The sequence below is a fragment of the Marinimicrobium sp. C6131 genome (assembly GCF_026153455.1).
Classification (GTDB): domain Bacteria; phylum Pseudomonadota; class Gammaproteobacteria; order Pseudomonadales; family Cellvibrionaceae; genus Marinimicrobium.
The window spans coordinates 2,355,339-2,370,077 of sequence record NZ_CP110629.1; the positions used below are offsets into that span (position 1 = coordinate 2,355,339).

Here is a 14,739-nt window from a genome sequence, read left to right on the forward strand (position 1 = left end):
AATGTGCTCCCCGGCCGGTCAGGCCAGAGGAATAACCTGGTAGTGTCCGTCCTTCAGGACCAGTTGGCGATCACAGCCCGCTTCCTCGGGCGGTGTCGGCTCAGCACCACAAACCACGCGCTCGCCGTCCGCTCGCAGCGTCTGCACAGCCTGCCACTGCTCGGGAGTGGGTTCACCGGCCGCCCAGATCCCTCGGGGCGCGCTTCTTTCAATCAATCCCAACTTGCTGATTGCGGAGATATCCACAGCGAAGCCCGTAGCCGGTCGAGCCCGGCCGAATACCTCGCCAATATGATCGTAGCGACCGCCGCTGGCAATCGGATTGCCATAGCCGGGCGCGAACGCCGCAAACACCAGCCCGGTCAGATAGTGGTAGCCACGGACTTCGCCGAGATCAAAGTACAGCTCGGCGGCCGGGTAGCGCTCGGCCACCACGTCAGCGACCTGCTCCAGTTGATCCACAGCCTCCTGCACGGCAGACGGACATTGCGCAAAGCAATCCCGGGCACGGTCCAGCACTGAGCGATCTCCGGCAAGCCCCGGCAGCGCCAGGAACACGTCAGCCAATGTGGAATCAGCCAGGTTCTCCGCCACCCAGTCACGAATTTCCGTGACGGCCTTGCGTTGCAGCAGATCGAAAAAGGTGTCTTCCTGGGTCTGGCTGAGACCGGCGGCATCGGCCAGGGCGCGGTAAATGCCGACGTGCCCCAGGTCGATGTGCTGGCGGGGTAGTCCGGCCAGCGCCAGAGATTCGAGCAGCAACGACACGACCTCGATGTCAGCCCGAGTGCCCGGCTCACCGAAAAATTCCACACCGGCCTGAATGGGGGTACGGGTGGCGAGAGGATTCTTGGGCTTGGCGTGCACCACATGACCCGCGTAGCAGAGGCGATTGGCGCCCGTCAGCGTAAAACTGTGGGCATCCATCCGGGCGGTCTGCGGCGTGATATCGGCGCGGATCCCCAGAGTGCGCCCCGAAAGCTGATCGGTCACCTTGAAGGTCAGCAGGTCCACATCGCGGCCCAGACCAGTGAGCAGAGAGTCGGTGTACTCCAGCAACGGCGGAATCACCAGGTCGTAACCCCAGGTGCGGTAAAGGTCTACCAGACGACGGCGCAGTTGCTCGATGGCCTCGGCCTCGGCAGGCAGAATTTCCTCAACACCGTCGGGCAACAGCCAGCGGTCAGCATAGGTCATAACAGACTCGAACAGTTGTTGGATTCAGCGTACGCAATGGTCTCGGTCGGGGAACAACACCTGGCGCAGACGCTACCGGGTGAAGACAACGCCTAGCGAAGCCAAAACAGCAGACCGGCCCCGATAAGCATGCTTACCAGCCCCATGGTACGCAGTCGGCGATCATCCACCCTGGCCAGTGTTGCCACGGCCTGGCGCCACCGCTGGGGGTACAGAAACGGAAGTATGCCTTCGATCACCAGCATCAGGCAGAAGGCACGCGCGAGATCATCCCACATGGCGGCCACTCCCAAACCGGACACAAAAAACCGGGCGCTCTACGCGCCCGGCGGCAGGATTTTAGCACTTTTTGCCGAGAAATGGTGCCCATTCACCGGCTATTTTTGGCCCTCGGCGTCCTTCAGGTACTGAAAGAACTCGCTCGACGGATCCACCACCAGAAGGTCATCGCTGCCATTGAACGCATTTCTGTAGGCGTTCAGGCTGCGAACAAAGGCATAGAAGTCCGGATTCTGGTTGAACGCCGCCGCGTAAATGGCGGCCGCCCGGGCATCCCCGTCACCGCGCAGCAGTTCGGCATCGCGATAGGCATTGGCCTCGAGAACCGCCCGCTGGCGATCGGCGTCCGCCCGAATGACTTCGGCCTGCTCACGACCGGTCGCCCGGTATTCGCGGGCCTCTTTCTCCCGGTCGGCGGCCATCCGGTCAAACACCGATTCACTGACATCCTCCGGCAGATCGATCCGTTTTACACGGATATCGATGACTTCAACCCCCAACAGCTCCATGGCGGTTTCGTTCATCTGGGCGGTAAGGTCCTCCATCAGCTTGTCCCGCTCACCGGAGACCACTTCATGGAGCGTGCGGCGACCGACCTCGTTGCGCAAACCGTCCGCCACCCGGGAAGCCAGACGGGCATCGGCCACATCTTCCTGGCCACCGGTGGCCTTGTAGTAGGCTTCGACGTTCTTGACCCGCCACTTGGCATAGGAGTCGACGATCAGACGCTTATTCTCGACCGTATAGAAACTCTCCGGACGCGCGTCGGCAGTGAGTATGCGACCATCGAACTTGCGCACCCGATCGGCAAACGGCAGTTTGATATGCACCCCGGGCTCGACATCCGCATTCACCAACGCACCGAAGCGAAGCACGACCGCTCGCTCGTACTCATTGACAATGAATACGGTATTGGCGCCAACCAGAACCAGAACGCCCAGCAGGACCAGGGTAAAGATACCTTTATTGGACATCAGCGAATATCCCCCCGAGTATTGGTTCGCGTGGCGCTGGATGGGCGACGGTTGAGCTCCCGGGTCACCTGTTCGGTGACATCCCGCAGCGCTTCGGCGGTCATACCGGTCTGGCCGGTGTTGCCGGTCGCTCCATCGCTCTGACGGTTCTGCAGTCGGTCGAGCGGCAGATACATCATGTTATTGCCGTCTTCCACATCCACCATGACTTTGCTGGCCTTGGAAAACACTTCCTCGACCGCATCAATGTAGAGGCGGCGGCGGGTCACTTCAGGTGCCTTTTCAAACTCGGCCATCAACAGTTCAAAACGGCGAGACTCACCTTCCGCCTCGGCCACCACGCGAGCGCGATAGGCTTCCGCCTCTTCAATCATTCGCTGGGCCTGACCACGAGCCTGGGGAATGACGGAGTTCGCATAGGCCTGGGCTTCGTTCTTCAGGCGCTCTTCATCCTCTTTGGCCTTGATCACATCATCAAAGGCATCGCGCACCTCTTCCGGCGGACGGGCCTCCTGGATGTTCACTTCACGCACCTCAATGCCGGCACCGTAACTGTCCAGATAGTTCTGCAGGCGCTGCTGTACCTCATCGGCGATCAACTGGCGCCCACCGGAAAGCACCTGATTGATCTCACTCGAGCCCACCACATGACGCAATGCGCTGTCGGCGGCCTGGCGCAGACTGTTTTCCGGATCGCGGACATTCAGAACAAACGCCTTCACATCGTTGACGTTGTACTGGACGGTAATCGGCAGTTCGACGATGCTTTCGTCCTGGGTCAGCATAAGCCCGCGCGAGGGGTACTGACGCTCCTCGGTGACATTTTCCACAAAGACCGTCGTAATCAACGGCGCATTCCAGCGCAGACCGGCATCTTTGATTTCCTGGAACGCACCGAACTGCAGGACCACCGCGCGCTCTTTGGCATCGACCACATAGAAGCCGAGCACAAAATAGATGGCCGCGGCGATCAGCAACACAATACCCACCAGGGGCGCGGCACTGCCTGCGCCACCACCACTGCCGGAGCCGCCGCCCGAGCCGCCAAACAGACCGTTCAGGCGATCTCGAAACTTCTTCCAGGCTTCATCCAAGTCTGGCGGGCCGCTGTTGTTGCCGCCGCCCCAGGGGTCCTTACCCCCGCCTCCCGGTTCATTCCAGGCCATATTGACTCTCCGTCGATTAACGTCTTTCCCGGGTGACATGCACCCGGGAATGGGTATTCTGATACCAGCGAGCAAAACGCTCCGGCAGGAACGAGATTCTAGCAAAGTCGAGGGGCGCTCTAACAGGCAATTCGGTCTGAATCGTCCCCGTCGGCCCAATGCAACTGGTCGTAACGCAACTTTTCGGCACTGAGCAGACGCATCAGATCGCTCTTCGGCAACCGCACATCCAGCAACACCGATCCGTCATCGCCATGTTGCTCATCGGCAACGGCCTGCTGCTGATACAGGCGAGCCCGCAGTCGCCCCTGTTCCGGCTTCAACTGCAGCTTACCCGCCACCATCTCCCGCCCCAGGGCATCAGAGATGGCCTCCAACAGCAATTCGACGCCCTGGCCGGTCTGCGCGGACAGCCATACCGCAATTGGCTTGCCGTGGTCATCGCGATCGATACGGGGCTCCATGCCCAGCAGGTCAATCTTGTTGTAGACCCGCAGCTCAGGCAGCTCAGCCGCGCCAATTTCCGCCAGCACTTCCTCGACCTGTTCAATATTGTGCATCCGCTCTTCCGCGGCGGCATCAATGACATGCAGCAACAGACTGGAGTTGCTGGCCTCCTCGAGGGTCGCGCGGAACGCCTGCACCAGCTTGTGCGGCAAATGGCTGATGAACCCCACCGTATCCGCCAGAATCAACGCCCCCACATCGGGCACCTCGAGTCGGCGCATGGTCGGGTCCAGAGTCGCGAACAACTGGTTTTCCGCGAACACCTTCGCATCGGTAATCTGGTTGAAGAGGGTCGACTTGCCGGCGTTGGTATAACCCACCAGGGACACGGTGGGAATATCCGCCCGCTGACGGGAACGACGCCCCTGGTCGCGCTGGGTGCGCACTTTTGCCAGACGCTTTTCAATGGCGGTGATCCGCCCGCGCAGCAATCGGCGGTCGGTTTCGAGCTGGGTTTCACCCGGACCCCGCAGACCGATCCCCCCTTTCTGCCGCTCCAGGTGGGTCCAGCCGCGCACCAGTCGGGTGGACATATGGCGCAACTGAGCCAGCTCAACCTGCAGCTTACCTTCGAAGGTCCGGGCACGCTGGGCAAAAATATCCAGAATCAGCCCCGTGCGGTCCAGCACCCGGCATTCAAGGGCCCGCTCGAGGTTGCGCTCCTGACTGGGAGACAGGGTGTGATTGAAGATCACCAGCTCCGCGCCATTTTCCTTGACCAGTGCCTGCAGCTCTTCGAGCTTGCCGGTACCGACAAAGTATTTGGCATGGGGCGCGGCGCGCTGACCACCCACCAGGGCAACAGGGTCACCACCAGCAGAGAGTACCAGCTCTTCAAATTCTCGGGGGTCTTCCGGCGCTTGGCCGTGGGAGAGATCCAGGTGAACCAGCACGGCCAGTTCACCGGAGTCGGGACGATCAAAAAACAAGTAGTTACCTCAGCGGCAGATTACTCGGCCGGTGCTTCCTCGCCTTCACCTTCTGCCGGATTCAGCAGAGGGACACGCACAGCGCGAGAGGGCACAACCGTGGAAATGGCGTGCTTGTACACCATCTGGCTGACGGTATTTTTCAACAGCACGACAAACTGGTCGAACGATTCAACCTGACCCTGCAACTTGATGCCGTTTACCAGGTAAATGGATACCGGTACACGCTCTTTGCGCAGTACGTTCAGGTAAGGGTCTTGTAAACTATGCCCTTTTGACATGGTTATTCTCCTTATCGAGATAGGAATTTATCCGCCTAAGTCCTCTCCGAAAGGGTGTCGAGAGGGGGCGGCCAGAAAAACATGAAAAACTGACTAGGATTCTCACACCGCTATTATATGGTCTTAGTACCCATAGAATTCAAGGTGTTCTTAACAATTTCTTGCAAGTTGAGATCCAGACCGGACTCGTCCTGCGTGTAAATCCACGAGAGTGAAGGCCAACCCCGCAGCCACGTCAGCTGGCGCTTGGCCAGCTGGCGCGTCGCGACCACACCACGTTCACACAGCACGTCCCGGCCCATCCGTGGCCCCGATCCCTCCAGGCCGTCCAGGTACTCCCAGACCTGCCGGTAGCCCACCGCCCGTATTGCCGGCAGGCTCGGTGCCAGGTCCCCTCGAGCACGCAGGGCTTTGACCTCGTCGATCAGCCCCTGTTCCAACATCTGCTCGAAGCGCGTGTGTATACGCTGGTGCAGCACCTTGCGATCACGGGGGGATATGGCCAACTGGGTGACCTCGAAGCGCTCGGTAAACGCCGGGCCGGCCTGGGCCCGCTGCTCCCGACGCAATTGGGTCATGGTTTTGCCGCTGACCCGATAGACTTCCAGGGCACGACTGAGGCGTTGGGAGTGGTTAGGATGGATTTCGGCCGCGATTTCAGGGTCCACGTCGGCCAACTGCGCATGAATATGGGGCCAGCCGTGTTCAGCGGCTTCGCGCTCGATGGCCTCGCGCACCGTCGAGTCTGCCTCGGGCATGGGTGCCAGGCCGTCCAACAGGGCTTTAAAGTAGAGCATGGTGCCGCCCACCAACAGCGGAATGCGGCCAGCCGCGTGAATGTCGGCGATTTCCCGCTCGGCGTCGACCCGAAAGTCCGCCGCCGAGTAAGGATCGGCCGGATCGCGGATATCAATCAACCGGTGCGGCGCCCGGGCGAGCTCTTCGGCGGTGGGTTTGGCGGTGCCGATGTTCATGCCCCGGTAGACGAGGGTGGAGTCGACACTGATCAGCTCCACCGGCAGGTGTTCGCGCAGGGCCATGGCCAGGGCGGTTTTGCCGGAGGCGGTGGGGCCCATCAGGAGAATGACTTTTTGGCGGTTGGTCATTGGGTTCAGTTACTGCCCGCGCATAAAGAGCTTGTCGAGTTCATCCAGGGACTGCAGGGCCCAGGTGGGGCGGCCGTGGTTGCACTGGCCGCTGCGTTCGGTGGCTTCCATATCCCGCAGCAGCGCATTCATCTCCGGAATGGTCAGGCGGCGATTGGCGCGCACCGACCCGTGACAGGCCATGGTCGAGAGCAACTCATTGATCCGCTGCTGAATCCGCTCACTGCTGCCGTACTCGATCAGATCCGACAGCACATCCCGCACCAACTGCGCCACCGGCGCGCGATTGAGCAACGCCGGCACCTGGCGGACCAGGAGCGTTTCCGGGCCGGCCCGCTGCAACTCAAAGCCCAACTGCGTAAATGTGTTGGCGTGCTCCTCGGCACAGTCCGCCTCCTTCTGGCTCACCGCAATGCTCTCCGGCACCAGCAGCGGCTGAGTCTGCAGGCCACCCTGGGCAAAGGCCGCCTTCATCCGCTCATAGGTGATGCGCTCGTGGGCGGCGTGCATATCGACGATGATCAACCCTTGGGCATTTTCGGCCAGGATGTAAATCCCCTTCAACTGCGCAATGGCATAGCCCAGCGGCGGCACCTCGCCATCCTCAGACTCCGGCATCGGCCTGGGCGCCGACGGAGCCGCCGCCCCACCGTACTGGCCCTGGTACCCGGCGCCGCCATTGAACGGCTGATGAAGAGTGCCGTACTGGCGCATCTGCTCCGCGACCGCCCCCGGGGCGGGCGCACCGGGGGGCTGATACCCACCCGCCGGATGACTGGCGGCGGCCAGGCCCATGGGCGCCTGGCGAAACTCGCCCGCGGCAGCTCCGCTCAGGGCCGGCTCGGGCGCCTCGGCCTCCGACTCCAGACGATCCCCCGGGCGGACCTGGGCCAGGGCGTGATGCAGGCTGCTGAAAATGAAGTCGTGCACCCGGCGATTGTCCCGGAAGCGTACCTCATGCTTGGTCGGGTGCACGTTGACATCCACCGTGGACGGGTCCACTTCCAGATAGAGCACAAACGCCGGGTGACGTCCATGATAGAGCACGTCCTGGTAAGCCTGACGAACCGCATGCCCCACCAGTTTGTCGCGAATGGCCCGACCGTTGACATAAAAATGCTGCAGATCCGCCTGACTGCGATTGAAGCTCGGTTGCGCCACCCAGCCCCACAGACGCAGTCCGGACCGCTCAATGTCGATATGCAGCGCCTGCTCCATGAACGCCGGACCGCACACCTGAGCGACTCGGCGCTCGCGTTCAATCTGGGTGTGAGCTTCACGCCAGCTGTACACCGCGCGATTGTTATTGCGCAGGGTGAAGGCGACATCGAACCGGGACAGGGCCTGCCGCTTGATCACATCGTCCAGGTGGTTGTACTCGGTCTTTTCCGTGCGCAGGAATTTACGCCGGGCGGGGGTATTGAAAAACAGATCCCGCACTTCCACCGTGGTGCCTTTGGGATGGGCCGCCGGCGCCAGCTCGGCCTGCATATCGCGCCCTTCGGCGGTCACCTGCCAGCCGGCGCTCTCATCGCTGGTGTTACTGGTCAAGGTCAGGCGTGCCACGGAGCTGATACTGGCCAGCGCCTCACCGCGAAACCCGAGGGTCGCCACCGCCTCCAGGTCGTCCAGCTCGCGAATCTTGCTGGTCGCATGACGACTCAGCGCCAGGGGCAGATCGGATTTATCGATGCCCCCGCCGTTATCGCGCACCCGCATCAGCTTAATACCACCGTCCTCAACATCCACCTCAACGCGGGTCGCACCCGCGTCCAGGCTGTTTTCCAGCAGCTCCTTGATAACCGAAGACGGGCGCTCCACCACCTCACCGGCGGCGATCTGGTTGGCGAGACGGGGGTTGAGCAATTGAATTCTAGACATGCGCTCTCAATAGGGTTGAAGGCCACCGAAAAGGTGGCCACGAGCCTCAACTCGATGGAATTTTCAGCACCTGTCCGACCTGGATCACGTGACCATTGAGGCCGTTCTCCCGCCGGATGGCGTCCACACTGACATTGTGCTGGCGGGCGATAGCGCTAAGGGTATCGCCGCGACTGATGGTGTACTCCCGCGCATCACCACCGCCCTGGCGACGATTGGCCAGGTAGGTTCCCGCCGGTGGCTGGCGCTCGAAGTATCGGCGCACCCCCTGCCCGATGCGGTCCGCCATCTGCTGTCGATACTGGGCCGTAGCCAGCTTGCGCGCCTCACCCGGGTTGGAGATAAAGCCGGTTTCCACCAGAATGGACGGCACATCAGGCGATTTGAGCACGGCGAAACCGGCCTGCTCGACCCGGGGTTTGTGCAGGCGGGAAATGCCACCGAGGGACTCGAGCACTTCCTTGCCCACCGTCAGACTCGAATTGAGCGTCGCGGTCATGGACAGGTCCACCAACACACCGGCGAGCACTTCGTCCTTGTCTTCGAGGCTGACACTGCCTACCCCGCCGATCAGATCGGCCTCGTTTTCGCGTTCAGCCAGAAACCGGGCGGTCTCACTGGTGGCGCCGCTGCGCGACAGCGCAAACACCGAACTGCCATTGGCGGAGGGGTGGGTAAAGGCATCGGCGTGAATCGACACAAACAGATCGGCCTGCATCTTGCGGGCAATATTGCGACGCTCCCGCAAGGGGACATAGTAGTCACCGGTCCGCACCAGCTTGGCTTCGTATCCGGGGATCGCATTGAGCTCCCGAACCAGCCGCTTGGCAATATCAAAGACCACGTTCTTTTCGTACAGTTTACCGGGACCGATGGCCCCCGGATCTTCACCGCCATGTCCGGCGTCCACCGCAATCACCACATTGCGATCCCCGCCGGTTTTGGCCGGCGTTTTGTCGGCGAGCGTTTCCGCCCGACTTTTGCCCTGATCGTGCAAATCGATCACCAGGCGATCGTTTGTGCCGGCATGGCGCTTGAGCAGAAAACTCTTGGGACGCACCGACTCCTTCAGGTCAAACACCACCCGCAGGGTGCCGTCACTGCGGTGGGCACTGCGAACCCGCCGGATGGGCGTATCCTCCAACGCCAGATCGTCCAGGCTGGCCTTGAGTCGGGTATCGGCAACGTCCACGACCACCCGGCTCGGTGAACTCAGGGAGAACAGTTTATGATCGACCGGGCCACTGAGATCAAATACCAACCGTGTATGGTCCGGCGCGCGCCACAGACGAACACTGTCGACGTCGGCAGCCGTGACTGGGAGAGCCGCACTGCCCACCAGGAACACCAGTGCGCCCCATTGAACCGCTTTTTGTATCCAGGCTGTTTTCAAAGCGCTTTTCCCGACACGATTGTTGACTCCATCACTGACGGCCCGACCCACTCCTTCCCAACGTTACTGATGGTTGGGGTCATTGATCACCCCGGGAGCGCGAGGTTCCCTCTCCGGAGTATTCCACGCCAGAGGAGCCTGCCCAATGCGCCAACCACTGCTCACCGAGCGATGTTCCACCCTGCAGGCAAGCGCTCCGGCCACTCCCTTCAACCACCACTGTAACCCGCAGATCCGGCTCCGGTAAAATGCCCGCACCCCGCTCAGGCCACTCAATGACGCACACATCTCCGGCCTTAAAATAATCCCGAATGCCCATATATTCCAGTTCTTCGGGGTCCCCCAGCCGATAGAGGTCAAAATGGTTGAGGGTGCGCCCGCTCAGCTCATAGGGCTCCACCAGCGTATAGGTGGGACTCTTAACCGCACCTGAATGCCCCAGCCCCCGCAACACCCCCCGACACAGGGTGGTCTTGCCCGCGCCCAGGTTACCCTCGAGAAATACCACCAGTCCCTCCGACCAGTCGAGCAGGGCCTGGCCCATCGTCGAGCCCAGATTGAGCGTTGCCGCCTCGTCGGCCAGGTAGACCCGGCGAGCGTCGGACTCACGCATGTTCCGCCTCCGCCTGCAAAAGCTGGCACACCGCCGGAATCAGGTCGGTCGCCAAAAGGCTGCGTTCGCCCCAGTCGCCCACGGCCAGATCCGCCGCCTCGGCGTGCAGCTCCGCCCCCAGTTCGGCCGCCCGACTCACGCTCAACCCCTGAGCCAACAGCCCCCCCAGAATACCGCTCAGCACGTCGCCCATCCCCCCGGAGGCCATACCGGGATTGCCCGCCGTCACCAGCCCCGTGAGCCCATCAGGCGTCGCCACCAGCGATCCGGCCCCCTTGAGAATGATGGCCCCGCCAAAGCGCTTCTGGAGCGCGGCGACGGCCGCAAAACGATCCTGTTGCACCTGGTCGGTCACGCTGTCCAGCAGGCGTGCCGCCTCCCCCGGGTGGGGGGTCAGAATCCAGTTGTCCCGCGCCTCGGCGACCGATGGGCGCTGCGCCGCGAGCAGGTTGAGCGCATCGGCATCAAGCACCACCGGCAAACCCGATTGCAGGGCCTGTTGCAGCATCTGCTCCGACCAGGGCGACTGGCCAAGGCCAGGCCCCACCACCAACACCGTCGGCCTCGCCAGCCAGGGCTCCAACTCCTGTCCGGAGGTGACGCCACAGACCATGATTTCCGGACGACGGGTCAGCGCCGGTGCCACATGCTCGGGACGGGTCGCCAGACTGACCAGGCCCGCACCGGTGCGGGCGGCGGCCTCGGCCGCCATGATGGCCGCCCCGCCGTAACCTTTGTCACCACCGATGATCATGACGTGACCAAAGTCGCCTTTGTGGGCGTCCACCGCACGCGCTGGCAAGGCGGCCAGCGCCTCGGCCAGCACCAACCGGCGACATTCGCCGGGCACCTGCGCGTACACCGCCTCGGGAATCCCCAGGCCGGCAAACACCAGCTCACCGCAGAGCGCCGGCCCGCGCCCCGAGAGCAAGCCTCGCTTGACTCCGATGAAGGTGACCGTCAGCGTTGCGCGCACCGCGACCCCCAGCACCGCTCCCGTATCCGCATCGAGACCTGAGGGGATGTCCACCGCCAGCACCGGGAGTCCGGTCTGATTGATCTGATCGATCGCCTCGGCATAAGCCGGGCGCACCTCACCGCGGATGCCGGTTCCCAAAAGTGCATCGACAATGACGCCCTCCGCGGGCGGCGCCTTGAGCGCCTCTGCCCGCACACCCTCCTGATACGCATAATCTCGTGCCTGAGCCGCTTCGCCCGTGAGCTTTTGCGGATCGCCCACCGCCATCAGGCGCACCGGGATACGGCGCTGCGCGGCCAGTGCCGCGATCACATAGCCATCGCCGGCATTGTTTCCGGCGCCGCAATAGACCGTGATCACTGACGGACCGGGGAAGTGTTGCAACAGCTGTTCAAAGGCGGCTCGCCCGGCCCGCTTCATCAGCTGGATCCCCGAAATACCACTGTCGATCGCCCGTCGATCCAGTTGCCGCGTCTGCTCAGCGGTGTACAGCGCGCGGGGAAAATCCGGGGCGTCGGTCGACGTCAATTTCATAAAATCCTCAGTTCGACAGATAAATGCGTGCATTTCTGGCAGAATTATACGCGAACTCACCGGAATCCCGTAACGATCTATGCCGCACTCCGTGGACTTTCAACAACTCGCCAACGACATCAAAGACTGGGGGCGGGAACTGGGCTTTCAGCAAGTGGGTATCACCGACACCGACCTGCGCGAGGATGAGGCGCGCCTCCGGCAGTGGCTTGAGCGCGGCTATCACGGCACCATGGACTGGTTTACCGCCCACGGCAACAAGCGCTCCCGCCCCGGGGAGCTGCACCCGGGAACCGTCCGGGTAATCTCGGTACGCATGGATTACCTCCCGGCCGATACCGATCAGATCAAGGTGCTGAAAGATCCCACCAAAGCCTACATCTCCCGCTACGCTCTGGGGCGGGACTACCACAAACTGATTCGCAAACGTCTGGCGACTCTGGCCAAAAAAATTGAAGCGGCCCTGCCACCGGAACTGCTGGAAGGCCAGCAGCGGCCGTTTGTGGACAGCGCTCCGGTCATGGAGAAACCGCTGGCCGATAAAGCCGGGCTGGGCTGGACCGGAAAACACACCCTGATTCTGAACAGTGAGGCGGGCAGCTGGTTTTTCCTGGGGGAGCTGTTCACCTATCTGCCCTTGCCGGTGGATCAATCGGAGCAACCGAACCGGTGTGGCTCCTGCAGCGCCTGCCTCCAGGTCTGCCCGACCGATGCCTTTCCCGAGCCATACACGCTGGACGCCCGGCGCTGCATCTCCTATCTCACGATTGAGCACAAGGGACCGATTCCGGAAGAGTTCCGCGAACCCATGGGCAACCGGGTGTTCGGCTGCGATGACTGCCAGGCGGTGTGCCCCTGGAACCGCTATGCCCGACACACCACCGAGGAGGACTTCACCCCCCGCCATGACCTGGACCGGCGGGATCTTCTGACCCTGTTTCAGTGGACCGAAGCTGAATTTCTCAAACGCACCGAGGGCTCGGCCATTCGCCGGACCGGGTATGACGGCTGGCTGCGGAATCTGGCGGTGGGGCTGGGCAATGCGCCATCCGACCCGGCAATCATCGCCGCCCTGAACGCCAAACGCCCCCTGGTCGGGCCGATGGTGCAGGAGCACATTGATTGGGCCCTCGATCAGCAGGCCCGACCAAATCGCCGTCGAAAGCGCAAAATACGTCGAAACCGGCCCCAATAGCCGGGAAATCGCCGTTATAACAATGAATTAGATTATAACTATTGGCGCTATTGAGCCGATCACCCTGTTAATTTGGGTGATAAACGTGAATAATACGCACCCTTTTTTGAAAACATCGACGATAAAGCGCTGTCCGGAACCCGGGCGCCAATAATGACCACCACCCACATCAACCCGAGAGACAGGTAGCAGACTCTATGAAAGAGAAATCCGATATCGGCCTGGTTGGCCTCGCTGTGATGGGCGAGAACCTGATTCTGAACATGGCCAGCAAAGGCTATACCGTGACCGCGTACAACCGCTCCACCGACAAGGTGGAAAAGTTCGTCAATGGCCGCGCTAAAGGCAAAACCATTCGCGGCGCCTCCTCGGTTGAAGAGCTGGTGCAGTCCCTGGCCAAACCGCGCAAAATCATGTTGATGGTCAAGGCCGGGCAGGCGGTGGACGACTTTATCGAGCAGTTGATTCCGCACCTGGACAAGGGCGACATCATCATTGACGGCGGCAACACCCATTATCCGGATACCAACCGCCGTACCGAATACCTGGAAAGCAAAGGCCTGCTGTTTGTCGGCACCGGTGTTTCCGGTGGTGAAGAGGGTGCCCTGACCGGTCCGTCCATCATGCCCGGCGGCTCTCCCGCTGCCTGGGAGCACGTCAAGCCCATTTTCCAGGACATCGCTGCCAAGGTCGACGACGGAAGCCCCTGCTGCGACTGGGTGGGTGAAGCCGGCGCCGGTCACTTTGTGAAAATGGTTCACAACGGCATCGAGTATGGCGACATGCAACTGATCTGCGAAGCCTATCAGTTGATGAAGGACCTGGTGGGCATGACCCACGATGAGATGCACGAGGTCTTCGCCGAGTGGAATGACGGTGAGCTGAACAGCTACCTGGTGGAAATCACCCGTGACATTCTCGCCTATAAAGAAGGCGACGAGCCGCTGGTAGAAAAAATTCTGGACAAGGCCGGCCAGAAAGGCACGGGCAAGTGGACCGGCATCATTGCTCTGGACATGGGCATTCCCCTGACCCTGATCGGCGAGGCGGTATTCGCCCGATGCCTGTCTGCCCAGAAAGATGAGCGCGTAGAAGCGTCGAAGGTTCTCAACGGCCCGAAAGTGAAGTTCGAAGGCGACAAGCAGGCCTTTATCGACGATCTGCGCCAGGCGCTGCTGGCCGCCAAGATGATTTCCTACGCCCAAGGCTACGCGCTGATGCGTGAGGCAGCGAAGGAGTTTGGCTGGCACCTGAACTACGGCGGCATCGCCCTGATGTGGCGCGGTGGCTGTATCATCCGCTCCGGCTTCCTGGACAACATCAAGCACGCCTTTGACAAGAATGGCGACCTGAAGAACCTGCTGTTGGACGATTACTTCAAAGGCAAAATCGAAGCCGCACAGGACGGCTGGCGCCGTGTCGCCGCCACCGCCATTTCCAGCGGCATCCCGGCACCGGCGATCACCGCGGCACTGAACTACTTCGACGGCTACCGCTGCGCACGTCTGCCGGCGAATCTGCTCCAGGCCCAGCGGGACTACTTTGGTGCCCACACCTATGAGCGGGTCGACAAGCCCCGGGGTGAGCACTTCCACACCAACTGGACCGGGCGTGGCGGGGATACGGCCTCTTCCACCTATAACGTTTAAATCCAGTCTGGGTTACGGCGGGTGCGCGCTTCGCGCTTACCCGCCCTACGCCACCA

General features: G+C 61.7%; 13 protein-coding genes. 2 read left to right on the forward strand and 11 right to left on the reverse strand.

Annotated features, from left to right (window positions below; genetic code table 11):
• Window positions 1-18 precede the first annotated feature (18 nt).
• The 11 genes from OOT55_RS10190 to OOT55_RS10240 form a co-directional block, all read right to left on the reverse strand.
• Window positions 19-1,197 (reverse strand): ATP phosphoribosyltransferase regulatory subunit, encoded by a 1,179-nt coding sequence (locus OOT55_RS10190; RefSeq protein WP_265365770.1) that lies wholly within the window; start codon window positions 1,195-1,197, stop codon window positions 19-21.
• A gap of 92 nt (window positions 1,198-1,289) precedes the next feature.
• Window positions 1,290-1,475, reverse strand: coding sequence for a DUF2065 domain-containing protein (locus OOT55_RS10195; RefSeq protein ID WP_265365771.1), 186 nt, complete (start codon window positions 1,473-1,475; stop codon window positions 1,290-1,292).
• A gap of 99 nt (window positions 1,476-1,574) precedes the next feature.
• Window positions 1,575-2,450, reverse strand: coding sequence for a protease modulator HflC (gene hflC, locus OOT55_RS10200; protein ID WP_265365772.1), 876 nt, complete (start codon window positions 2,448-2,450; stop codon window positions 1,575-1,577).
• Entirely contained in the window at window positions 2,450-3,616 is a 1,167-nt protein-coding gene (gene hflK, locus OOT55_RS10205; RefSeq protein WP_265365773.1) for an FtsH protease activity modulator HflK, read from the reverse strand. The genes hflC and hflK overlap by 1 nt, the downstream gene beginning before the upstream one ends.
• 119 nt (window positions 3,617-3,735) lie before the next feature.
• Window positions 3,736-5,052 (reverse strand): ribosome rescue GTPase HflX, encoded by a 1,317-nt coding sequence (gene hflX / locus OOT55_RS10210; RefSeq protein WP_265365774.1) that lies wholly within the window; start codon window positions 5,050-5,052, stop codon window positions 3,736-3,738.
• Between the two features lie 20 nt (window positions 5,053-5,072).
• Window positions 5,073-5,333: an RNA chaperone Hfq gene (gene hfq / locus OOT55_RS10215; protein ID WP_024461140.1), complete on the reverse strand. Its 261-nt coding sequence runs from the start codon at window positions 5,331-5,333 to the stop codon at window positions 5,073-5,075.
• A 113-nt stretch (window positions 5,334-5,446) separates the two neighbouring features.
• Window positions 5,447-6,439, reverse strand: a complete 993-nt coding sequence (gene miaA, locus OOT55_RS10220) for a tRNA (adenosine(37)-N6)-dimethylallyltransferase MiaA (RefSeq protein ID WP_265365775.1) — start codon at window positions 6,437-6,439, stop codon at window positions 5,447-5,449.
• Window positions 6,440-6,448: 9 nt separating this feature from the next.
• Complete coding sequence (gene mutL, locus OOT55_RS10225) at window positions 6,449-8,320, reverse strand: DNA mismatch repair endonuclease MutL (protein ID WP_265365776.1); 1,872 nt, start codon at window positions 8,318-8,320, stop codon at window positions 6,449-6,451.
• Window positions 8,321-8,366: 46 nt separating this feature from the next.
• Entirely contained in the window at window positions 8,367-9,713 is a 1,347-nt protein-coding gene (locus OOT55_RS10230; RefSeq protein WP_265365777.1) for an N-acetylmuramoyl-L-alanine amidase, read from the reverse strand.
• A 79-nt stretch (window positions 9,714-9,792) separates the two neighbouring features.
• Entirely contained in the window at window positions 9,793-10,326 is a 534-nt protein-coding gene (tsaE, locus tag OOT55_RS10235; protein ID WP_265365778.1) for a tRNA (adenosine(37)-N6)-threonylcarbamoyltransferase complex ATPase subunit type 1 TsaE, read from the reverse strand.
• The gene (locus OOT55_RS10240; protein ID WP_265365779.1) at window positions 10,319-11,839 is read right to left on the reverse strand and encodes an NAD(P)H-hydrate dehydratase; all 1,521 of its coding nucleotides are present in this window, start codon (window positions 11,837-11,839) and stop codon (window positions 10,319-10,321) included. Before OOT55_RS10240 ends, tsaE begins: the two co-directional genes overlap by 8 nt.
• 79 nt (window positions 11,840-11,918) lie before the next feature.
• Between OOT55_RS10240 and queG the strand changes: the two genes are divergently transcribed.
• On the forward strand, window positions 11,919-13,034 hold the full coding sequence (gene queG, locus OOT55_RS10245) for a tRNA epoxyqueuosine(34) reductase QueG (protein WP_265365780.1): 1,116 nt from the start codon (window positions 11,919-11,921) through the stop codon (window positions 13,032-13,034).
• A gap of 197 nt (window positions 13,035-13,231) precedes the next feature.
• Window positions 13,232-14,683 (forward strand): decarboxylating NADP(+)-dependent phosphogluconate dehydrogenase, encoded by a 1,452-nt coding sequence (gene gnd, locus OOT55_RS10250; protein WP_265365781.1) that lies wholly within the window; start codon window positions 13,232-13,234, stop codon window positions 14,681-14,683.
• Window positions 14,684-14,739 lie beyond the last annotated feature (56 nt).